The sequence below is a fragment of the Streptomyces sp. NPDC018833 genome, from assembly GCF_044390825.1.
Taxonomy (GTDB): Bacteria; Actinomycetota; Actinomycetes; order Streptomycetales; family Streptomycetaceae; genus Streptomyces.
Genome location: NZ_JBIRZM010000002.1, coordinates 538,121 through 558,099, shown reverse-complemented (window position 1 = coordinate 558,099; position 19,979 = coordinate 538,121). Strand labels below are relative to the sequence as shown.

The following is a 19,979-nucleotide window of genomic DNA, read 5'->3' as shown; positions in this document are numbered from 1 at the left end:
GCAAGCCGAGTTGCTCTTTGTCCCGCTGGTTCTCCCGAACCTGCACTGCGACCGGTTCGGACGTCCTCAGACACGCTCTACTACCGGCAGGAGAACGGCAGGACCGTCGCGTGAGGTTCGCCGTACTCGCTCGTGCGCCAGGATCACCACCACGTGAGCCCAATGCGAGGCACTGCATGCCGGCAATACCCGTCACCGTGCTCGGACCGGCCGAGTCCGGGAAGACCGTCTATCTCGCCAGTCTGTTCCGCAGACTCGCCATCCCGCGACCGGACATCGGATTCCACGTTCAGCTGCCACCGGAGCAATCCACCCTGCTGAACAGGATCTACCAGCAGATCGCGAGCCCCGACACATGGCCGGACCCCACCAAGACCGCCGCCATAACCGAGTGGGAATTCACCTGCTCGGTCCGCACCGCCAGGAACCAGACCTTCAGCCCCTTCTCCATCAGGTATCTGGACTACTCCGGTGAGCACCTGACCGAGTTGGACGAGCGGGTCGAAGGAGCCAAACGCGTCTACAGCCGGATCGCGGAGTCCGAGTTCCTCCTCGTGCTGGTGGACGGGGCCAAGGTTCTGCGCTTCTTCGACGGGGACTTCCGGCTGGCCGACGATCTCCTCCTCGTCTTCAGTCACATGATGAAGAGCGAGGCCATCGTGCACTTCGTGATCACCAAGTGGGACGTTCTCGCGGCGGCCGGGCACACGCTGCAGGCCGTCATGGACTGCCTCATGAAGCACCCGGACTTCAAGGACGGCGTCGAGACCCAGCTGCGGAACAATCCCGTCTCGGGAGGGGTCCGTTTCATTCCAGTGAGTTCCGTGGGGCTGGACTTCGCCGCTCTCGGTCCGGACGGCCGGACGATGATCAAGAAGGGTGCGTTCCCCACACCGCTCAACGTCGAAGTCCCCTTCATGGCCGTGCTGGTGGATCTGTTCAATGCCCGGCTCAAGGAGATGGGGAAACGGGCGGCGCCCGAAGGGCAGTGGATCGCCCAGCGCAGCCAGACGCTGAAGTGGGTCCATTTGGTCAAGGACAAGCTACCGCTGGTACAGGCGGTCCTGCGGACCGCGGCGGCCAAGTCGCCCCTGATGCGCATGATGCCTGACCACATGGTGGACGCTCTTGCGGCCTATGCCGAGAGGAAGGTGTCCGCATACGGCGAGCGTGTCGAGCGTGACATCGCCCAGTTACGCGGCCGGATGCTCCAAGTCGCTTCCCAGAAGGACGCGCTGACCGCTCTGGTGTCGCTGTTCGACGCCAAGCTGACCGAGTTCGAGGCCGAGCACCCGGGCTCGCACCTCATCGAGGGGGGAACGCCATGGATGACGACATGACGCACGCCGAACCCCAGAAGGTCTGGCCGTTCGCCCTCACGCGCTCCGTCAACACCGGTTTCCGGATCGTGGTCGCCCCGGACTTCCTGGTGGACGCCGACAGGCAGTTCCTGCTCCACGACGTGGCGGACGGCGACACCTCCGACGACGTCGTCTACGTACGTGAGTACCGGGGGCATGGCTCCCAGAGGCTCTGGCTGCTGTACCGGGTCGTGTATCTCAAAGCGTCCGATGTGGGCCTGGACGGCGAGTACGCGATGAGCGGGCCACGGCGGACACCGCTGATCGAGGGAGTCGTCTGCCGGAGGCGGCCGGAGCGGCCCACGACGCTCGCCACGGAGGAACTCTTCGCCGACGTCCACCGCAGGTGTGGAGTGGCCGTACGGGAGTTCTTCGAGGCGGACACCGTCACCCACCCGGTGAGCCGCTCCCAGGAGCTCAGCCCTCCGGCGACCGGCCGATCCATGTCGACCGTTGAACAGAAGCCGTACCTGGCGGAAGGGAGTTCTCCGACGGCCGCCTTTGACGGCCGTCGCCCATCGGGAACCCACCCTCGATTCTCCACCACAGCGCTCCGATCCGCAGTCGTCTCAGTCCTCGGCCGGGGCCCTGGGCCAGCATCCGCTGGACGTGCTGCTGGGGTACGTGTGGATGGCCCTGGGCGAGCATCTGCAGGCCGTGATCGACCGCATCACGGCAGCGAAACCGGACGGCCCCGACGATCCTTGGGCCGACAACTCGCCAGGGCGGCCGCGGTGATCGTGCTCGCCGTGCTGGTCGTGTTCGCCATCAGGAAGCTCAAGTGACGAACCAGGGACGGCATACGGCGCGCGGCATCCACCTTCTCGTACACCTCTTGCTGACCGAGCAGCGGGGCATCGATCCCGCGGCGGTCAGGCCGGAGGGCTGGGTCGAGCCGGTACGGGGCTGGCTGGCGGCAGCCGCCGCCCTCGCCGCCGGGGAGGCCAAGCGGGCGTTGGCAGTGCTGGGCGATCCCGTGCCGGAGGAGACGTACGACGACCTGGTGACGCGGACGTTGCGAACCGCGGCCGTCGCCATGGACGTCAACTGGTGCCCCGGCGGTCTGATCGGCTGGGCCCTGCCGCCGGGGGACGAGGCGGCCCTGCTCCAGGCCATGGACGGGACGCATGCGCGGCTGACAATCCTTGCCAATGACCCCGGGCTGCGGCTCGCCGCCTTCCTCGCGGGCCGGTACCTGCCCGATCTGCTCTCGGCCCGCGCCCTCCTGGGGAACGCGGCCGTCATCGGCGCCCAGTCGTCCGAGGTGGTGGAAGCGGTCGGAGGGGCCGAGGAGGCCCATGAGGCCGTACGGTGGTTCGACGACCTGCCGCGGGAGATCGCCGAGGGCGGCCTCGCGGCGCCGGTTGCCTATCACCTGCTGGTCGCGTCGGACGTGCAGGTCAGGGCGGCCGACCGCTGCCGGGGAGAGGCGCTACGGCGGGAGGCGCTCCGTCAGGTGCCCGGGCACCCCGCCTTCGCCGGGATGTCGGCGCTGCTGGCGGGCGACGCGGAGCTCGTGGTGCCCGGCGCGGCGGAACGCTGTCTGCCGGGGCCCGTCGACCGGCGGGCACTGAATCGCGCGGCCGAGCACTACTCGACGGCCGACGCGCTGTTCGGTAAGGCCGGCGCCGCCCGAGGCCGCGCAGCGGCCGCGCTGCGCCTGGCGCACATCGCCCGGCTGCGGCGGAAGCCGGACGACCCCGCCGCGTTTCTCGACCGTGCCCTGGCGCTGGCGGAGACCGCCGGTGACGGGGCGTGCGCGGCGCTGGTCAGGGTGCACCGCATGCTGGACGTCATCGAAGCAGGGCGGCCGCTGCCCCTCCAGGACGCGGAGGCGGTCGGTCGCTGGGCATCGACCGTGGGCAGCGGCTCCTGGCTCCGGGGCATGGCCGACATGGTCGACGCCCGGGCCGGCGACTGGGCTCGGCGGGGGGACATCCTCCGGTGCGGGCAGGCGGGCGACCTGGCGCAGTGGTTGACGGGCGAGCGGGGCGGGACGCGGTGAGCGTGACGAAGGGGGCGATCACCGGCCCGCTGGAGGCGTACCACCACGCCCGCCACCGACTGGCCTCCCTCGTACTCGCCGACATCGATCTGCACGCGCGCGTACGGCAGTTGGAGGGCAAGGACAGTGGTGGGCCCACGGCGGCCGTGCTCAACGAGTGGCTGTCCGCCGTGGTCGTGGCGGAACTCTTCCGCCAGAAGGCGGTGGAGCTCGGCGACCCGGACCTCATCGCCGCCGCACGGCCCCGGATCGCGCGCGTGATCGACCTCGGAATGCGCCTGTTACGCAGGCGGGGCGGGGCTCTGGGCGGGCCGCTGAGCGCCTCACTGGAAGGGCTGTCGGCCGATCTGCTCTCGACCGAGGCCATCGAGGCGATGTACCGACTGCGCCGTGACAGATCGGCAGGTCTGGCCGCCGAGGCGGAGAAGTCCGCCGAGAAGGCGTCGGCGCTGGCAGGGCGGTTACCGCACTCCGTTGCGCGCTGTGCGCTCCTGGTCGAGCTGGGCAGGCCGGCCGAGGCGAGGGATGAGGCCGACGCGCTGGAAGTACGGGGGTCCCTCACCGCCCTGCAATCGGCGGCGCTGTGGCTGCGGCTGGGCCGGCCCGAGCGTGCCGCCGAGGCGGAACGACGCATCGGCGCGGACGGCGCCGGACAGGTCACCGACCCGGGCAAGCCCTGGGAACGGCCCGCGACAGCGGCGGAGGCGATGCTGGCCCTGGGCGACCCACGGGGCGCCGCCGACCGGGCCCTCGAGGCGGTAACCGCCTATGAGGAGCACCGCCTGAGGATGTCGAGGGACACCCTGCGGGCCGCATCGGCCGACGACCCCGTGGTGGCTCGCGCCTATCACACCGCCGTGCTGTCCCACTGGGCGCTGCCCGGGGGCAGGTCGGCGGCGTTCGCCTGTGCGGAACGCAGCCGCTCCGGCTTCCTCGACGCCGTGCAGGCACTCGACTGCGCGGCCGGACAACCCGATGCGCCACGGGGGGTACGAGCCGTACGAGGCTGGCTCCAGGCGGAGACCCGCTGGGCCGCGCGGTTCGAGGAGGCGGCGGATGCCATGCGCGGCGGCCGGGACGCACAGGCCGTCCAGCCGCCTCCGGTGCCGGGGAGCACGGCCGACGAGCGGCCTGCACAACGCCGGATCACCGAGGCGGAACGGGTCCTCGGCGAGGCCGAGGACCAGGTGCGCCGGCTCACCCCGCGCGCGCTCACCTCCCGGCGGGGTCCGGGCACGGTGCCCGACGCGGCCGCCGTGGCGCGCGTACTGCCACCGGGCACTCTGCTCCTCCAGTACCACCTCTACGACCAGGACCTCGTCTGCTGGGCCGTGACCCGCGACAAGCTGCTGGCCGAGCGTCAGGACCGCTCCGCGCACGACCTGGTGGCGACGGCCCGCCGTTTCCACACCGCGTGCGCGTCGGGCGGCGCCGTGGAGGAGCCGGGAAGGCTGCTCGCGGATGCCCTGCTCGGTTTCTGCTCCCCACTCCTTGCCGATCATCGGAGGATCGTGGTCGTACCCCCGGCCCAGCTCTCTCTGGTGCCCTTCCACGCCCTTGCCTGGGCCGGGACGGTCATCGGCCTCACCCACGAGGTCTCCTACCTGCCCGCGTCCTCCCTCCTCACCCGGCCCGGCTCCCGCTCCCGGTCGCCGGAGCCGGACTGGACGGCTGCCACGGCGCTGCTGGTCGGTGCACCGGCCATCGCACCCGAGCGCGGCCTGGCGCACCTGCCCGGCACCGCGACGGAGGTCGCCACCATCGAACGCCTGCTGCCCCGCTGCCGGGTGGTGACCGGGCGGAAAGCCGGCCGCGCGGAGGTGCTGAAACAGGCGGCCGGCTGCGGCATCCTGCATCTGGCGACACACGGGGATGTGCCCGAGCTGTCACCGCACCTCAGCCGGCTCGCGCTGGCCGGCCGCGACCACCTGGGGCTGGACGACCTCCTGGGCCCGGACCTGACCCCCGAACTCGTGGTGCTGTCCGCCTGCGACACCGGACGCGGTACCGCCACCGCGGGCGGCGATGTGCTCGGGCTGACCCGGGCGGCCGTCATCAGCGGCGCCCGCCACGCGGTGGTGTCACTGTGGCCGGTCGACGACATCACCGGATGTCTCGTGATCACGGGCATGTACCGGCACCTGACGTCCACAGCACGCCCCCTTGTCGGCACCGCGCTCGCCCTCGCACAGCGTGAGATACGAGACTTGTCCCAGGACGGGCGGGAAGAGGAGTACGCCCGGCTCGCCGACCGGGCCGCCGTCCGGCCGCACCTCACCGGCCCACGGATGCGGGCACGCGACAGCGGCCCCCGCCCCGCTCCCCCCGACTTCGACCAGCACCCCTACCACTGGGCGCCCTTCATCCACGTGGGCCCATCAGGGGCCGCCCCAGTACGGCGCCTCCGTGACAATCCCCGCACGAGAAAGGTGAGAAGACCGGCATGACGAAGCGTGCCCTGTTGATCGGTGCCCAGTCGTACGACTTGACCGGCGTACACGCCGATGTGGCCCTCATGGAACGGGTCCTGGCCGACCGTGGCTTCACGGACATCCGTGTCTGCGCCGACGCCGAGGCCGGCTACCACGGCATGGCGGACGCGCTGGCGACACTGGCGGACGAGACGAAGGAGGGTGACGCCGTCGTCGTCTACTACTCCGGCCACGGCTCGCTTCTCCCCGTGCCTCCGGCCCATCGCGGTGACCTTCCCGGCAGCCCACATCACCTTCAGTACCTGGTGCCGGTCGATCACCGGCACAGCACCGCCGACGACTTCCGCGGCTACCTGGCCGAGGAACTCACCGCGGTGCTCCGCCGGATCACGGGGATCACCCGGAATGTCACCTGTGTACTGGACTGCTGCCACTCCGGCGGAATGGTGCGTGACACGGGCGGGTGGCGGACCAAATCCGTGCTGTCCGAGGTGCCCGTGGAGGCAGGCCTCGCCAGGTCGGTCGAGCTCGCGACCGGACCACGGTCTCCCGACCCCCATGTGGTGCGATTGGTGGCGACCCAGCGGCACGGTTTCGCGTACGAGGACGATCGGCAGGGCCTGTTCACCGCAGGCCTGGCCGAGGCGCTGGAGGACTTCCGCGACCGTCCCGTCCCGTGGTCGGTGCTGATCGCCCGGATCCGCGACCGCGTCCAGCCACGAGCGGTACTGCAACGGCCGGACGCCGGCGGGCCTTCCGGTCGTCTGCCGTTCTCGCTCGACGTACCCGACCAGCCCGAGCGGATGCCGCTCGCGTCACACGACGGCCGGCTGCGTGTCCCCGGAGGCGTCCTGTTCGGCCTCGGTGCCAGGGATCGCGTACGGCTGGTGCTGCCCGCCGGCGGGTCACGAGCCGAGACCACGGCGGAGACGGAGGTGCTGGCGGTCGAGGTCACCGACGCACTGCTGGATGCGCCAGCCATCCCGTTCCCCTCACCGCTGCCGCCCGGTTCGTACGCGCTGGCCGTGCGCGTTCATACCCGGCTCCCCGTACACATCGCGACGAGCGGCCCCTTCGCCGAAGCCTTGCGCACGCGTCTCGCGTCCTCGCCCCGACTGACCGAGGCCACACGCGCGGACAAGGCCCTGGCCTCCGTACGGATGCGGAACGGGGTGGCCGAAGTGGTCGATGGGAATGGGCTCCCCTACCGGCATCCGGACAAGGCACTCGACAGCGGCTCGGCTCCACCGTCCGCGAGTGCCGGGAAAGTTGTCGCACTGCTGGAGACGATCGCTCGAGGAGAGCGGCTGCGGGAGCTGACGGACCCCGAGGACCCGGGCCGACTGAACGTGGAGCTGACGGCGCGTATGGAGGTGGAGACAGCACCTGGCAGCTGCGTCTACCGGACCTTCCGGACCGGCGACGAGGGGTTGCGGGCCGGGTGCCGCTACCGGATCTCGGTGGCCGGTGGTGCTACGCATCACAAGTTGTACGTCTGGGTGCTCGGCGTGGGACTGAGCGGTCGCACGACCCTGGTGACCCACGATCAGCCCAGCGGCATCCGGCTGGAGCCGGATGCCGCGCCCGGCGCCGACGCCGACACGGTCACGTGGGACTCGGGACCCGTTGAGATCTGGTGGCCCGATGACGTACCGGCCAAGGGCAGTCGGCCGGAGAGCGTCCTTCTGCTGGTCGGCGACCGTCAGTTGGACCTCAGCCCTCTCGTCGCCGCCGTGCGCAACGTCCGGGCGGAGCCCGCTGCTTTGAGTGCGTTGCTGGACGAGGTCTGCGACGGCGTACGGGACTCGCGTCGGCAGGCCACCACCGAGGCCCTGCGGTACCGGGTGTTCAGCTGGCACACCACCGTCGAACCCCCGCCGCGGCCGGGTGCGACGGCCGAGGAGCGCGGGGAGCGGAGGAACCAGTGAGCGGCAACGGACCTGACCGGCACGACGGTCCCCACAGCGAGGTGCCGCACGACCTGCTGGCCACCACCGATCTGATGCTCAGCGGCGCACTGACGCCCAGGGGCGAACCGCCGAGCGGCAGTGTCTCACTCGGCCGACCCCTGGCCTACGCGCTCCGCGATGCGACCGGCGTCTCTCCCGCAGCGGTCGACGCCCCGGGGACGGTGCTGTTGTGCTTCCCCTTCGACCTGGAGGAACTGTCCGGAGGGTGGGGCTACCGGCAGATCGAGCTGGCCGTCAGCTTCGACGACGCAGACGTGCTGGCCCTGGAACTGCACCCGCGGCCCGGGTGGGAGGAGACCGACGGAGCCTGCGTCGCGGTCTTCGGCCTCGGCCGCAACCGGCTGCGCTGGGTCTTCCGGGCGTCCGAGGCCGGCGGAACGCTGCGCCCGGACGGTCGCTGGACGCAGGTCGTCCTGCGACTGCCGTCGCTCTTCGCGGAGGTGTCCGGTCGCCTCACGCTGCGGGGAGTGCTCGAGCACCCGCTGCTGAGCGGCACTCGGGCCGAGGCCGAGGTTCACACACGCGACGAGCTGCCGTTCCGGGTTTCCCGAGCGGACGCCTGGACCGGGGCGCCACTCGCGCGACAGGCTTCGCAACCGGGCGCCTGGGCGCTCGCCGCCTTCGAGGACTTGGGCCCGCCGGACGGCCAACTGCCGCCCGGTCGCCAGCAGTTGTGTGTCGCGGTCGATATTGAGAAGTACAGCGCCCGCCGCAACGCGGACATGATCCGCCTGCAGCGGGCTCTGCTGCGCGTCATGCGCGCCGCGTGTGCCCGGGCGGAGGTCGACTGGTACAGCTGCGGCCGCCAAGCCCAGGGGGACGGCTATCTGCTGGTGCTGCCGCCGGACACCGACGAGACGAGAGTCGTGCCCGGCCTGATGGACGGCCTCGCCGACGCCCTGGCCGTGGTGAACCGGGAAGAGAGTGGAAATGCCCCGGACCGGCCGTACTTGCGCACCCGTTTGCGGGCGGCTTTCCACCACGGAATCGTTCACGAGGCGGACAGCGGCTACGCGGGCTCCGCGGTCGTGGAACTGTTCCGCCTCCTGGACTCCGATCCGCTTCGCGCACTCCTGACCGACGAGCAGACCACCGACCTCGTGATCGCCTTCTCCGACCGGCTGTACCAGGACCTCGCAGTACACGGGTACGAAGGCCTGTCACCGGCTGGCTTCGAGCAACTGGAGGTGACGGCCAAGCAGTTCACAGGTACAGCCTGGATCCGCGCCCACCCCCGCAATCCGCGCTTTGGCGGGAACGCGATGCCCGGCGAACGCCTGTTGCGTGATGGACCGAACGCGCTCCCGCCCGTCACTTCCGCAGATGGCTGACACATCGGCATGTCGCCAAATCGCTCCGCTTCCAGCTGCCGAGCCCTTCGGTGGGCGGGTCTCATCGTGGCCGCTGCCCGGCCACGATGAGACCCGCCACGAGATGCCGGTGTGGGGCATGGGTGCTCGATTCACCGCTCCGGCCGGCGGGGGTGCAAGCTGGGCGGTCAGCGTCGGTCCCGCGTTATCTCTGCCGCTGTGGCGACGACGGGCCGCTCGAGCCCTGATCGTGGGGGCTACGGTGAGCAGCCGCTTGACGGAACACGGAGCTTACGGCTAGGGGAATCGCAGAACGGCTCATGGAGCTGCTTGAGTTCCGGTGCTGGTTCGGTGCTGACTCGCCGCCTTCTTGGAATGGAAATCGCAGGTCATAGCTTCAGTTGAATGAATCGTCGTACCACTCGATGGTGGTGCCGATGAGGCTCGCGGCGACGATGCGCTTGAGGCTGGAGGGGGCTGGTGGAGCGGTCTCGGGAGAGGACATCGGCACCACTTCCTGGCGTTCGACGGGGACGTTCACGTGTCGCCACACCGTAGGAACGCGCAGGTCACGGGCGTATGTGGTGGGACACCATAGTTCTGGGCGCTAGAGTGCGCGTGCCCACCATGGAGTCACCGCCTCCGCGAGCCGGTCCCGGTTCAGCTCCACCCCGCACAGCTCGACCGCCAGCCACTCGGCGAGCTGGGCCTGGTCCTCCTCCGTGCACTCACGGCTACGACACCGCCGGCACCGGGATCTCCCCGGCGTCCTCGGGGAACCGGGCCTCGACCTCGAAGAACTTCAGCAACAGCGCGAACCCCAACCGGTTCGCCCCCGACTTGTTCCGCAGCCGCTCCTGGTCGTCCTCCAGCAGCATCCAGACCTCGATCAGGTCCTCCGGCTCCCACTCCTGCCGCACCCCGCGCTCCCTCCGGTCGTCATGACCGGACCAACCTCGCCGAGCGCGGCCCTTGATGAGCTCAGAGGATCGAAAGCCCTGACAAGCGCATCCCAGATCCGCTACAGAGAGCGACTTGTCACTTCGCCGTAGCTTCGGGAGTGCAGGGCCGACGTAGAGGATCTCCGCGGAGCGTGGTTGCGAGCCAGGTTGCCTTCATGGAAGCGCGGCTCGAGCCTGCCCCGGGGACGGACCGGGCACATGATGGAGACATGTCCGACGACACACAGAGGGGCAGGCCGGGGGAGAGCGGTCACCGGACGGTCCCGCACACGGCCGACGTGCGGATCGAGGCATGGGGGGCGAGCCGGGAGCAGTGTCTGGCGGAGGCTGTGCTCGGGATGGTGGGGTGCTTCGCAGACGTCTCCGGCGTGCGGCCGACCGCGGTGCGGCAGGTGGAGCTGGCCGAGGCCGACGACGACGATCTGCTGATCGCGTCCCTGGACGAGGTCATCTTCCGGCTGGAGGTGCACGGCGAGGTGCCAGTGGACGTTGAGGCGGAGGCGACGGACGGGGGCCTCGACGTACGACTGGCCATGACCGACGTGGCGGCGGTACGGATCATCGGCGCCATGCCCAAGGCCGTGTCGTGGAGCGATCTGCGTCTGGCCCCGGATCCGTACGGCTGGTCCTGCGCTGTGACGGTCGACGTATGACGGCCTGATCCATGACGATCCGACCTACCCCTTCACCACGCCCAGCGGGACCAGCCGGACCACCTTGTGGCACAGCCCCGCTCCCTCGCTCGCCTCCACCACGGCGGAGACGTCCTTGTACGCCTCCGGTGCCTCCTCGGCCAGGCCCTGCAAGGACGCGCCGCGTACCGCGATCCCCTGCGCCTCCAGGCGGGACCGCAGCTCCCGGCCGCGAACCGCACGCACGGCCGCGTGCCGGCTCAGGACCCGCCCGGCCCCGTGGCAGGTGGAGGAGAACGCGTCGCCGTCGGGGACCCCGGTCAGGACGTACGAGGCGGTGCCCATGGTGCCGGGAATGAGCACCGGCTGCCCGGCCCCGCGCAGGTCGTCCGGCAGATCGGAGTGGCCGGGCGGCAGCGCCCTGGTGGCGCCCTTGCGGTGGACGCACAAGGTACGCGGTTCCCCCCGCACGAGATGGGTCTCGATCTTGGCCAGGTTGTGGGACACGTCGTAGACCAGCGAAAGACGGGCCCCCAGCTCGCGGCGGAAGACACGGCGCGCCGCCTCGGAAAGGAGCTGACGGTTGGCGCGCCCGTAATTGGCCGCAGCACCCATCGCGCCGAGATAGGCACGCCCTTCCGGCGAGCTGACCGGGGCGCAGGCGAGCTGCTTGTCGGGAACCGCGATGCCGTGCCGCGGCATGGCCAGGTTCATCATCCGGACATGGTCCGTGCAGACCTGGTGCCCCAGACCGCGCGAGCCGCAGTGGATCATCACGCAGATCTGGCCGAGGGCGAGTCCGAAGGCGGCGGCGACCGGCTCGTCGTAGACCTCGGCGACCTGCTGCACCTCCAGGAAGTGGTTGCCCCCGCCCAGGCTGCCGAGCTGCCCGAGCCCGCGCTCCATGGCCCGCTCGCTCACCTGCGTCACGTCCGCGTCGGATACCGCCCCGTTGTCCTCGCAGCGGCTCAGGTCACGTGGCTCTCCATGGCCCTTCTCGACCGCGTACCGGGATCCCCCCTCCAGCACCCGCTCGAGCTGAGCAGTGCTGCCCAGCTGCCAGACCGCGCCGCGTCCGGCACCGCGCGGGGTGTCCCAGCCCAGTCCGTCCATCAACGAGGACAGCACAGGCGCAAGGTCCTGCCGGTCGCAGTCGGCGGCCAGCAGTCGTACACCGCAGGAGATGTCGAACCCGACACCGCCGGGTGAGACCACCCCGCCCTCGTCGACGTCGGTCGCGGCCACCCCGCCGATCGGAAAGCCGTAGCCCCAGTGAACGTCCGGCATCGCGTACGAGGCCGTCACGATGCCCGGCAGCGTCGCCACGTTGGCGACCTGCTCCAACGCCTTCTCGGCGTCCCGAAGCAGCTCGCGTGAGGCGAACACGATCCCGGGCACCCTCATGTCTCGCCGCGGATCGATGCGGTAGCGGTACGGACGCTCCTCCACGATCTCCATGGCAGTCTCCAGGGTGCTCTCTTCCAGGGTCCACCGTTTCCCCGGTCCAGGCCCTGCCGTTTCCCGGTCCAGGCCCTGCCGTTTCCCGGTCCTCGCCGCCGAACCGGCCTTAGGCGCGAGTGCCCGCGACCGCGCCGTGGAATCCGCCGTCACTACGACGGCACCGCCGCCTAGCTCGCGGTCATCGGCCCGCACACGGAGCGGCAGCTTCCATCCTGGCCATCGTGCTCGCCTCCTTAGTGCACGTGCCGACCATGCGCAGGCCGGCGTACGCACGCGCCTTCCGCCCCGACCGGCTGGAGACCCTCATCGTCAGAGCGGCTCCTGGGTGTCCAGGGGGTTGAGCTCGCGGGGGCCGTCGCCCGCCAGCTTGTCGAACCAGGCCAGACCCTCGTCCAGCAGATGGGGGTATGCCGGGTCGACCTGCAACCTGAGGTCATCGGGCAGATGGGCCCAGGCCCACGCGACGACCCGTCCCTCGCACACCGACGGCGACGGGACGCAGGCTCCAGGCGATGAAGCGGAAGGTCGACCCGCCCCTGCAACTCCTCGGATATGAGGGAGCGGCGGCAGGAGAGCTGGGACACGTCGTACACCGGGCTGATCAGCGTGACCAGCTCCCATCCCGCGACGAGCAGCGCCGGTGACATCGCCCGCGGCAGCAGGTGCATGACCACCGCCCATACGACGAGCGAGCCCGCGATGACCTTCTCCTGCGGCAGGCGCCGCCCGATCCGAGGTGCCAGCGGGCCGCCCACGATGCCCGCGGCACCGCCGAGCGAGAAGACCGGACCGAGGGACGCGTCGGACATGCGCGTCTCCCCTGGAGGAGAAGCGGCCTCGGCCTGAGTGCGGCAGCCGAGTGATGGTCAGAAGGTACGGGCTCTGCCGCGTACGCGGAGGCCGACCTCGTCACCGAGAGCGTAAGGGACCGCGGTCGGGTCGAAGATCCGGGCGGTCACCGACGTCCCGTCGACCAGACGCAGCGCCAAGAGGGCGTCGTGGCCCTGGAAGTCGCGGCGTACGACGGCGGCCGCGACCGTGCTCGACGTCCCGGGTGGGGCGACTTCGATCTGCTCGGGCCGCAGGAGTACACGCGTGCTCCTGGTCGGGATCTCGCCGGCCGGAACGACAGGAATCATGCCGAGCGGGGTCCGGGCCAGGGCGCCGTCCATCACAGCAGGGAGCCAGACCGCCTCGCCGACGAATCCCGCCACCCACGGGTCGGCCGGTGAGCCGTAGACAAGGTCCGGTGGTCCGCTCTGGACGATCCGGCCGTCCCGCATGACGGCGACCTCGTCCGCGATCGACAGGGCTTCGGCCTGGTCATGCGTCACGAGGACGGCAGTTGCGCCGTCCGCGCGAAGGGCCTGGCGCACGTCGTGTCGTACTTCGGCACGCAGCGCGGCGTCGAGCGCGCTGAACGGCTCGTCGAGCAGGACGACCGGTGGGCGCGGTGCCAACGCCCGGGCAACGGCGACACGTTGCTGCTGGCCACCGGAGAGCTGGTACGGCATCCGGTCCTCGAAGCCCGAAAGGCCAACCAGCTCCAGCACGGCGGCGACGCGACCGGCCCGCCGGGCCGCCCTGTCGAGCCCGTAGGCCACGTTTCCCCGGACCGGAAGGTGCGGGAAGAGCGCGCCTTCCTGCGGAACGACCGCGATCCGCCGCCGATCGGGCGGTACCTCGGCGCCGCGGGCGGCGACCCGGCGGTCGTCGACCCGGATCTCCCCGGCCCCCACACGCTCGAATCCGGCGATGCAGCGCAGCAGCGTGGTCTTGCCGCAGCCGGAAGGACCGAGTACCGCCATCAGCGATCCCGAGCGGACGACGAGGTCCACCCCATTGAGGGCGCGCACATGGCCGTACGACTTGTGCAGTCCGGTGATGCGCAGCTCCGCCATGTCAGTCGCCTCCCCGGGCGAGGACGCCGGTGCGCGCCGAGAGCCACCACGTCGGCACGGCGGCCAGGAGCACCAGCAGCGCCGCGTAGGGCGCGGCGGCCGCGTACGCGGAGACGGATGTCTGCGTCCACAGCTCGGTGGCGAGCGTGTCCATCCCGGTCGGGCGCAGCAGCAGCGTGGCGGGCAGCTCCTTCATGCAGGTGAGGAAGACGAGCGCGGCCCCGGCGCCGATCCCGGGTGCGGCCAGCGGCAGGGTCACCGTGCGCAGTACGTATGTACGCCGGCGCCGTTCCGGCGGGGCCTGGACCGCGGCGGAGCTGACGGCGGCGACCGCGAGGGGCAGGAAGAGCGCTGCGTATGCCAGGGCGAGGAGCCAGACGGTCTGATAGAGCGGGTATGCCACGTTGATCCCGAAGAAGACCAGCGACAGCCCGATGACCAGGCCCGGCAGCGCGTGGGACACATAGGCCAGGCGGTCGAGGGTGACGGCGACCGGGCCGGGCACCCGTGCCGCAAGCAGCCCGAGTGGCAACGCGAGGAGCATGGTGAGGGCCGCGCCGGTCAGGGACACCCACAGTGAGTTGCCCGCCGCGGCGGCGATGTGGGCCACCGACCCGGGCCGCGAGACGCCTTCGCCGAACCACCGCAACAGGCTTGCCGCCGGAACCCCGAGGGCCGGCGCCGCCACACCGGAGAGCACGAGCGCGGCCGGCCACCGCGCGCCCCCGAGGCGCAGCTGAGCCGGTGGTCGGCCCGCTCCGCCGCCGAGCCGGGCGTAGCGGGCCCCGCGGCGTCGGGTCAGCTGCTCGGCCAGCAGGATGAGCGCGGTGAGCGCGACGAGTACGGTCGCGAGCACCAGCGCGCCGGTCCGGTCGAAGCCGAGGTTGATCGAGGTGAAGACGGCCCGGGTGAAGACGTCCACGCGCAAGATGGAGACGGCTCCGAAGTCGGAGAGCACGTAGAGCGCGACAAGCAGCGCGCCCGCCGCCACCGCCGGCCTGACCTGCCGCAGCGTGACACCGAGGAACGTGCGCCACGAGCCGCGCCCGAGCGACCGTGCCACCTCTTCCTGCGCGGGGTCGACACCACGCAGCGCGGCCGCGACCGGGAGGTAGACGTACGGGTACGACACCAGCGTGAGCACCAGTGCGGCCGCCCAGAAGCCCTCGAACCTCACGACACCGGTGAAGGCGGAGACCCAGGCGAACCCGGCGACATAACTGGGCACGGCGAGCGGCAGCGCGGCCAGCACGCCGAACAGCCGCCGTGCGGGCAGGTCGGTGCGCGTGACAAGCAGCGCCGACCCCACGCCGAGTACCGTGCATGCCGCGGTGACCAGCGCCGCGAGCGCCACGCTCCGGGAGGCGAGCGCCCTGGTTCGCGCCGTGAACAGCTCCTCCGCGATCCGGGCCCAGCCCGCGTCGGTGACCCGTACGCCCAGGTAGGCCAGCGGGATCAGGGAGACGCCGACCCCGAGCGTCGCGGCAACCGCCAGCGCCGGGCGCGGCACGAGGCGCCGGACCCGGCGGAGCGTCAGAGCGCGCGTTGTACTCAGGCCAGCCCCGAAGTCTTGATCATTTCGACCGTGGTCTTCAGATCGTCCAGATCGTCGAGGTCGATGTCAGGTGCGTTCAGGGAAGACAGCTTGGGCAGGCCGGGCGCGCTGTCGACACCGGCCACCAGCGGATACTCGTACGTCTCCTCGGCGAAATAGGTCTGCGCCTCGGTGCCCAGCAGATAGTCGACGAGCGCGCGTGCGTCAGGGTCGTCGCCGGCCTTCTTCAGCACGCCGACCCCGGAGACATTGACCAGAGAGCCGATGTTCCCGCCCGGGAAGAAGTGGTTCTTCGCCTTGAGGGCATCGACGGTGGTGCCTTCCTCCTTGGCCAGTTCGTACACGTAGTAGTGGTTGACCAGCCCGGCGGCGATCCTGCCCGCGTTGACATCGGCGACGATGGGCGCGTTTCCCTCTCGGATCTGCGCGTCATTCGCCTTCAGCCCCGCGAGGAAGTCCTTGGTCTTCTGATCGCCCTGCTGTACCCGCATGGCGGTGATGAATGCCTGGAAGGAGCCGTTGGTCGGTGCGATGCCGATCTTGCCCTTCCACTGGGGGGCGGTCACGTCGAACACCGAGTTCGGGAGATCGGCCGCGGGGACTTGATCCGTGTTGTAGACCATCGTGCGCACACGGCCGGTCACCCCGACCCACTCACCGTCCTTCGCGCGATAGGTGTCCGGCACCTTGTCCAGCACCTCGTCGGGCAGCGTGGTGAACAGATCCCGCTTGGCCACGGCCCCCAGGGCTCCGGCATCCTGGGCGAGGAAGACGTCGGCCGGGCTGCGGTCGCCCTCCTCCTGCAGTTGGGCAGCCATCGCGGCGGTGTCGCCGTAGCGCACCTCGACGGTGATGCCGCTCGCCTTGCGGAAGCTGTCGAGTACGGGTTTGACGAGGGACTCGCTCCGACCGCTGTACACGGTGATCTTCCTGTCGGAGGTCTGCTGACCGACGCCTGCTGCAGGCTGCCCTTCCGCACTCTCACCACCACCGCAGGCCGCGAGACTCAGTGCCAGCAGGCCGCCGGCGGCCGTGGCCTTCGCGCGTCTCACGACGCCCTTCCTGCGGCCTCTGCCCTGAGGTGTGTTCACGCTCTCACTTCCTGTTCACAGGCCCGGTTCCGTTAGGTCAGCCTAACCTCAGTTAAGTCAGCCTAATTCGGATATGTCCCCATGGCGCCGCGACACGGCGGGAGTGAGGCGGAAGTCAGCTTTCCGGCTGCTCGATCAGCTGGGCGATGTACAGCCCCTCGCCGAGCATGTCGAGCAGTGCCAGCTGTGTGTCGAGATAGTCGATGTGACTCTCCTCGTCCTTGAGGATCGACTCGAAGATATTGGCGGACGTGATGTCGCCCTTGGCCCGCATGACCTCGATGCCGCGCCTGAGGCGATCGATGGCCTCGACTTCGACCTCGCGGTCCGCCTCCAGCATCTCCTTGACCGCCTGCCCGATGCGGACATGGAAAAGGCGCTGGTAATTCGGCAGGCCGTCCAGGACCAGGATTCGGTCGGTCAGTACCTCGGCGTGGTTCATCTCGTCGAACGACTCGTGCCGTGTGTGGGCGGCGAGCTTTGTCCAGCCGAAGTTCTCCTGCATCTTCGCGTGCAGGAAGTACTGGTTGATCGCGGTCAATTCGGCGGTCAGCTGCTCGTTGAGAAACTCGAGAACCTCAGTGTCGCCTTTCATGGGGACGGCTCCTTCCCCGCGTGTACAAGCGGCGGATACATGCATTTTCGCTCCGCAGGCTTGATCGCATCCAGTAAGCCCGCCCTTACGAAGGCTGAAGTATTCCGTCGCATGGATGGATATCCGGCGGCCGATGGGGAAATGGGGTGACCCGTTCTGGCGCGTGGCATGCGAGGTGGGGTCGAGCGACCGCTTCGATCGAGGCTCCCCGTTCGCACCCAGTGTGCGTGAAGTCTTTGGCGGGGAGTCAGACCGCGGGGGGCGTCGTGCCGTCCGCCGTCCGCGACGTTGCCATGGGGGCCAGGGCGGTGGTTCACGGCTTCTGTTCGGTCGGCCGGTCCGCATATTCCTCGACCGGGTCGCCGATGAGGGCGAGCAGGGGGCGGGCCGGTGGCGGTCCTCGCGCTGGTTGCGCAGCTTGTGGTCGAGCGCCCGGAGACTGGCCGGGGCAGCCGGATGCCGGGCTCTCACCCCGTCGAGCAGCGGCGTGGTGATGAGGTCCAGGCATTCGGTGAGCAGGAGCCGGGTGGCCGGGGAGGGCGGGTTGGGGTCGGAGTCGGCGAAGCCGGTGGTCAGGTAGCGCGCGGGGTCGGTGAGGCTCCAGCCGACGACGGTGCCGTGCTGGACGAGGAGTGCCATGTCGGGGGCGATGCCGATGCGGGCCTCCAGTGGCTCGTCGAGGACGTCGAGGTCGCGCAGACAGGTCAGCACGGTGTCCCCGGGAACGCGACACAGCACCGGGCACATCTCGTGCCGGAAGTCCTGGACCTCGTTCGCACGAAGCCCCCCGGGGCGGAGCGCGGGCATGACGGGAACGCGGTCGGAGGCCTCACAGTAAGGGGACGTGCACGGCATTTGGAATTCGGCCCCGACCAGCTGCAGGCTGTCCTTGGTCGAACCGGAAGACGTCAGGGAAGTCCCACATGAAGTGCTGGCTACCGAAGGTGTCCAGGACGAACCGCTCACGTTCCTTCACGTCCGCGCAGTGCATGACGTCCACAGAGTCGCCTGTGAAGCGGGGGGTGATGTGCAGCGGATCGCCCGTCACCGTTGCATGCCAGTCGCCGTCGAACGTCAGTTTCGTGGTCATCCTTGCCTCATCTGATCCGCACTGCTGGAGCCTGGAAGCCTCCTTGACGTCCCCGACCGACCGTCACCAGTCCCCGTAATCCTCCACCAGGTCGGCGATCTTCACGGTCAGGGCGTCGATTCGGTGCCGGTCCTCTGGCTGGTTCATCAGCCTGTGGTCGAGTGCCCGGAGGCGGGCCAGGGCGGCCGGATCCCGGCGCCTCACCTCGTCCAGCAACGGCGTGGTGATCAGGTCCAGGCATTCGGTGAGCAGCCAATGGGTGGCGGGGGAGGGCGGGTTGGGGTCGGGGTCGGCGAACCCAGTGGTCAAGTACCGGACCGGGTTGGTTAGGCTCCAGCCGACGACGGTGCCGTGCTGGACGAGGAGTGCCACGTCGGGGGCGATGCCGATGCGGGCCTCCAGTGGCTCGTCGAGGACGTCGAGGTCGCGCAGGCAGGTCAGCACGGTGTCCCCGGGGGCGCGGCAGAGCTCCGTGGTCACCTCCAGGCGGAAGTCCCGGGCCTCGTCCGCGCGAAGGCCGCCCGGGTGGACGGGGGGTGTGGCGGGAATGCGGGTGGAGTCCTCGGCATCGGCGCACTCACCGGCGATCTGGAACTCGGCGCCGACCAGTTCCCGGGCGGCCCGGTCGAACCGGAGCTCGTCAGGCGCGTCCCACAGCCACTCCTGGCTGCCGAATGTGTCCAGCAGGAACCGCCCGCGTTCCTTGACGTTTGCGTACGTTGCGATGCGCAGACGAAAGTCCCAAAAATCGAAACGCGGCGTGATGTGCAGCGGATCGCCCGTCACCGTCGCGGTCCAGTCGCCGTCGAGGGTGAGTTTCATGGTGTATTGCCGCCTCATGGTCGTCCTCGTTCACCAGTTCCCGTAGTCCTCCACGTAGGTGGCGATCAGCTCGCGCAGGGCGTCGGCCCGGTGCCGGTCCTCGCGCTGCTCGCGCAGGGCCTCGTCGGCGGCCCGGAGGCGGGCCAGGGCGGCCGGTTCACCGTCGACCAGGTCGTCGACCACCGGCGTGGTGACCAGGTCCAGGCATTCGGTGAGCAGGCGGCGGGTTGCGGGGGAGGGCGGGGCGGGGTCGGGGTCGGTGTACGGGGTGGTCAGGTACTGCGCGGGATCCGTGAGGCTCCAACCGACGACGGCGCCGTGCTGGACCAGGAGTGCCATGTCGGGGGCGATGCCGATGCGGGCGTCCAGTGGCTCGTCGAGGACGTCGAGGTCGCGTAGACAGGTCAGCACGGTGTCCCGGGGGGCACGGCACAGCACCGCGCACCTCTCATGCCGGAAGTCCCGGACCTCATCGGCACGGAGCCCGCCCGCGCGTACCGCGGGCGTGAGGGGAAGGCGGGCGACCTCCTCGGCGGAGGCGGACTCTTCCGGCCAGTAGAATTCAGCCCCGACCAGCTCTCGGCCCGCCTTGTCGAACCGGAGGATGTCAGGCGCGTCCCACAGCCGCTCCTGGCTGCCGAATGTGTCCGCGAGGAACCGCTCACGCTCCATCACGTTCGCGAAGGGCGCGATGTCCACGGAGTGGCCGAAGCGGGGGGTGATGTGCAGCGGATCGTCCGTCACTGTCGCGCGCCAGCCGCCGTCGAACGTCAGCTTCATGCTCATTCCTGC

The 19,979-nt window shown here is 70.1% G+C and carries 19 protein-coding genes; 8 read left to right on the top strand and 11 right to left on the bottom strand.

Annotated features, from left to right (window positions below; all coding sequences use genetic code 11):
• Positions 1–176 precede the first annotated feature (176 nt).
• From ACH5AF_RS06360 to ACH5AF_RS06335, 6 genes are read left to right on the top strand one after another with little or no spacing between them, the layout of a single operon-like run.
• The gene (locus tag ACH5AF_RS06360) at positions 177–1,340 is read left to right on the top strand and encodes a hypothetical protein (protein ID WP_398900275.1); all 1,164 of its coding nucleotides are present in this window, start codon (positions 177–179) and stop codon (positions 1,338–1,340) included.
• Positions 1,325–2,146 carry a hypothetical protein gene (locus ACH5AF_RS06355; protein ID WP_398900273.1) on the top strand — a complete coding sequence of 274 codons (822 nt, stop codon included), beginning with the start codon at positions 1,325–1,327 and terminating at the stop codon, positions 2,144–2,146. The genes ACH5AF_RS06360 and ACH5AF_RS06355 overlap by 16 nt, the downstream gene beginning before the upstream one ends.
• Positions 2,143–3,366, top strand: coding sequence for a hypothetical protein (locus tag ACH5AF_RS06350; protein ID WP_398900272.1), 1,224 nt, complete (start codon positions 2,143–2,145; stop codon positions 3,364–3,366). Before ACH5AF_RS06355 ends, ACH5AF_RS06350 begins: the two co-directional genes overlap by 4 nt.
• The gene (locus ACH5AF_RS06345) at positions 3,363–5,813 is read left to right on the top strand and encodes a CHAT domain-containing protein (RefSeq protein ID WP_398900271.1); all 2,451 of its coding nucleotides are present in this window, start codon (positions 3,363–3,365) and stop codon (positions 5,811–5,813) included. Before ACH5AF_RS06350 ends, ACH5AF_RS06345 begins: the two co-directional genes overlap by 4 nt.
• A complete protein-coding gene (locus tag ACH5AF_RS06340) occupies positions 5,810–7,726 on the top strand; it encodes a caspase domain-containing protein (protein ID WP_398900270.1) in 1,917 nt (638 codons plus the stop codon). Before ACH5AF_RS06345 ends, ACH5AF_RS06340 begins: the two co-directional genes overlap by 4 nt.
• Positions 7,723–9,099, top strand: coding sequence for a hypothetical protein (locus tag ACH5AF_RS06335; protein ID WP_398900269.1), 1,377 nt, complete (start codon positions 7,723–7,725; stop codon positions 9,097–9,099). The genes ACH5AF_RS06340 and ACH5AF_RS06335 overlap by 4 nt, the downstream gene beginning before the upstream one ends.
• A 376-nt stretch (positions 9,100–9,475) precedes the next feature.
• On the opposite strand, the gene ACH5AF_RS06330 is transcribed toward ACH5AF_RS06335, so the two are convergent.
• Positions 9,476–9,619: a hypothetical protein gene (locus ACH5AF_RS06330; protein ID WP_398900473.1), complete on the bottom strand. Its 144-nt coding sequence runs from the start codon at positions 9,617–9,619 to the stop codon at positions 9,476–9,478.
• Between the two features lie 193 nt (positions 9,620–9,812).
• Entirely contained in the window at positions 9,813–9,998 is a 186-nt protein-coding gene (locus tag ACH5AF_RS06325) for a DUF4158 domain-containing protein (RefSeq protein WP_398900268.1), read from the bottom strand.
• Between the two features lie 251 nt (positions 9,999–10,249).
• Between ACH5AF_RS06325 and ACH5AF_RS06320 the strand changes: the two genes are divergently transcribed.
• A complete protein-coding gene (locus ACH5AF_RS06320) occupies positions 10,250–10,693 on the top strand; it encodes an archease (protein WP_398900267.1) in 444 nt (147 codons plus the stop codon).
• 24 nt (positions 10,694–10,717) lie between these two features.
• On the opposite strand, the gene ACH5AF_RS06315 is transcribed toward ACH5AF_RS06320, so the two are convergent.
• Together ACH5AF_RS06315 and ACH5AF_RS06310 are read right to left on the bottom strand one after the other, a co-directional pair.
• Positions 10,718–12,130 (bottom strand): RtcB family protein, encoded by a 1,413-nt coding sequence (locus ACH5AF_RS06315; RefSeq protein WP_398900266.1) that lies wholly within the window; start codon positions 12,128–12,130, stop codon positions 10,718–10,720.
• 312 nt (positions 12,131–12,442) lie between these two features.
• On the bottom strand, positions 12,443–12,616 hold the full coding sequence (locus tag ACH5AF_RS06310; protein WP_398900265.1) for a hypothetical protein: 174 nt from the start codon (positions 12,614–12,616) through the stop codon (positions 12,443–12,445).
• Between the two features lie 69 nt (positions 12,617–12,685).
• Here ACH5AF_RS06310 and ACH5AF_RS06305 point away from each other — a divergent pair, with 69 nt between their 5' ends.
• Entirely contained in the window at positions 12,686–12,979 is a 294-nt protein-coding gene (locus tag ACH5AF_RS06305) for a hypothetical protein (RefSeq protein WP_398900264.1), read from the top strand.
• A gap of 20 nt (positions 12,980–12,999) precedes the next feature.
• Here ACH5AF_RS06305 and ACH5AF_RS06300 read toward each other — a convergent pair whose 3' ends face one another.
• The 7 genes from ACH5AF_RS06300 to ACH5AF_RS06270 form a co-directional block, all read right to left on the bottom strand.
• Positions 13,000–14,034 (bottom strand): ABC transporter ATP-binding protein, encoded by a 1,035-nt coding sequence (locus ACH5AF_RS06300; RefSeq protein WP_398900263.1) that lies wholly within the window; start codon positions 14,032–14,034, stop codon positions 13,000–13,002.
• Between the two features lies 1 nt (position 14,035).
• Entirely contained in the window at positions 14,036–15,544 is a 1,509-nt protein-coding gene (locus ACH5AF_RS06295; protein WP_398900262.1) for an ABC transporter permease, read from the bottom strand.
• 41 nt (positions 15,545–15,585) lie between these two features.
• Positions 15,586–16,641, bottom strand: a complete 1,056-nt coding sequence (locus ACH5AF_RS06290) for an iron ABC transporter substrate-binding protein (RefSeq protein ID WP_398900260.1) — start codon at positions 16,639–16,641, stop codon at positions 15,586–15,588.
• Between the two features lie 154 nt (positions 16,642–16,795).
• Entirely contained in the window at positions 16,796–17,275 is a 480-nt protein-coding gene (gene bfr, locus ACH5AF_RS06285) for a bacterioferritin (RefSeq protein WP_398900259.1), read from the bottom strand.
• Positions 17,276–18,104: 829 nt separating this feature from the next.
• Positions 18,105–18,365, bottom strand: a complete 261-nt coding sequence (locus tag ACH5AF_RS06280; protein ID WP_398900258.1) for a hypothetical protein — start codon at positions 18,363–18,365, stop codon at positions 18,105–18,107.
• A gap of 63 nt (positions 18,366–18,428) precedes the next feature.
• On the bottom strand, positions 18,429–19,187 hold the full coding sequence (locus ACH5AF_RS06275) for a hypothetical protein (protein WP_398900257.1): 759 nt from the start codon (positions 19,185–19,187) through the stop codon (positions 18,429–18,431).
• A gap of 30 nt (positions 19,188–19,217) precedes the next feature.
• Positions 19,218–19,973 carry a hypothetical protein gene (locus tag ACH5AF_RS06270; protein WP_398900256.1) on the bottom strand — a complete coding sequence of 252 codons (756 nt, stop codon included), beginning with the start codon at positions 19,971–19,973 and terminating at the stop codon, positions 19,218–19,220.
• Between the last annotated feature and the right edge of the window lie 6 nt (positions 19,974–19,979).

Coding starts and splice junctions, on each gene's coding strand:
- ACH5AF_RS06315 (WP_398900266.1), bottom strand. CDS start 12,130: ATGGAGATCGTGGAGGAGCGTCCGTACCGCTACCGCATCGATCCGCGG.
- ACH5AF_RS06355 (WP_398900273.1), top strand. CDS start 1,325: ATGGATGACGACATGACGCACGCCGAACCCCAGAAGGTCTGGCCGTTC.
- ACH5AF_RS06320 (WP_398900267.1), top strand. CDS start 10,250: ATGTCCGACGACACACAGAGGGGCAGGCCGGGGGAGAGCGGTCACCGG.
- ACH5AF_RS06305 (WP_398900264.1), top strand. CDS start 12,686: ATGAGGGAGCGGCGGCAGGAGAGCTGGGACACGTCGTACACCGGGCTG.
- ACH5AF_RS06270 (WP_398900256.1), bottom strand. CDS start 19,973: ATGAGCATGAAGCTGACGTTCGACGGCGGCTGGCGCGCGACAGTGACG.
- ACH5AF_RS06340 (WP_398900270.1), top strand. CDS start 5,810: ATGACGAAGCGTGCCCTGTTGATCGGTGCCCAGTCGTACGACTTGACC.
- ACH5AF_RS06275 (WP_398900257.1), bottom strand. CDS start 19,187: ATGAAACTCACCCTCGACGGCGACTGGACCGCGACGGTGACGGGCGAT.
- ACH5AF_RS06360 (WP_398900275.1), top strand. CDS start 177: ATGCCGGCAATACCCGTCACCGTGCTCGGACCGGCCGAGTCCGGGAAG.
- ACH5AF_RS06300 (WP_398900263.1), bottom strand. CDS start 14,034: ATGGCGGAGCTGCGCATCACCGGACTGCACAAGTCGTACGGCCATGTG.
- ACH5AF_RS06280 (WP_398900258.1), bottom strand. CDS start 18,365: ATGACCACGAAACTGACGTTCGACGGCGACTGGCATGCAACGGTGACG.
- bfr (WP_398900259.1), bottom strand. CDS start 17,275: ATGAAAGGCGACACTGAGGTTCTCGAGTTTCTCAACGAGCAGCTGACC.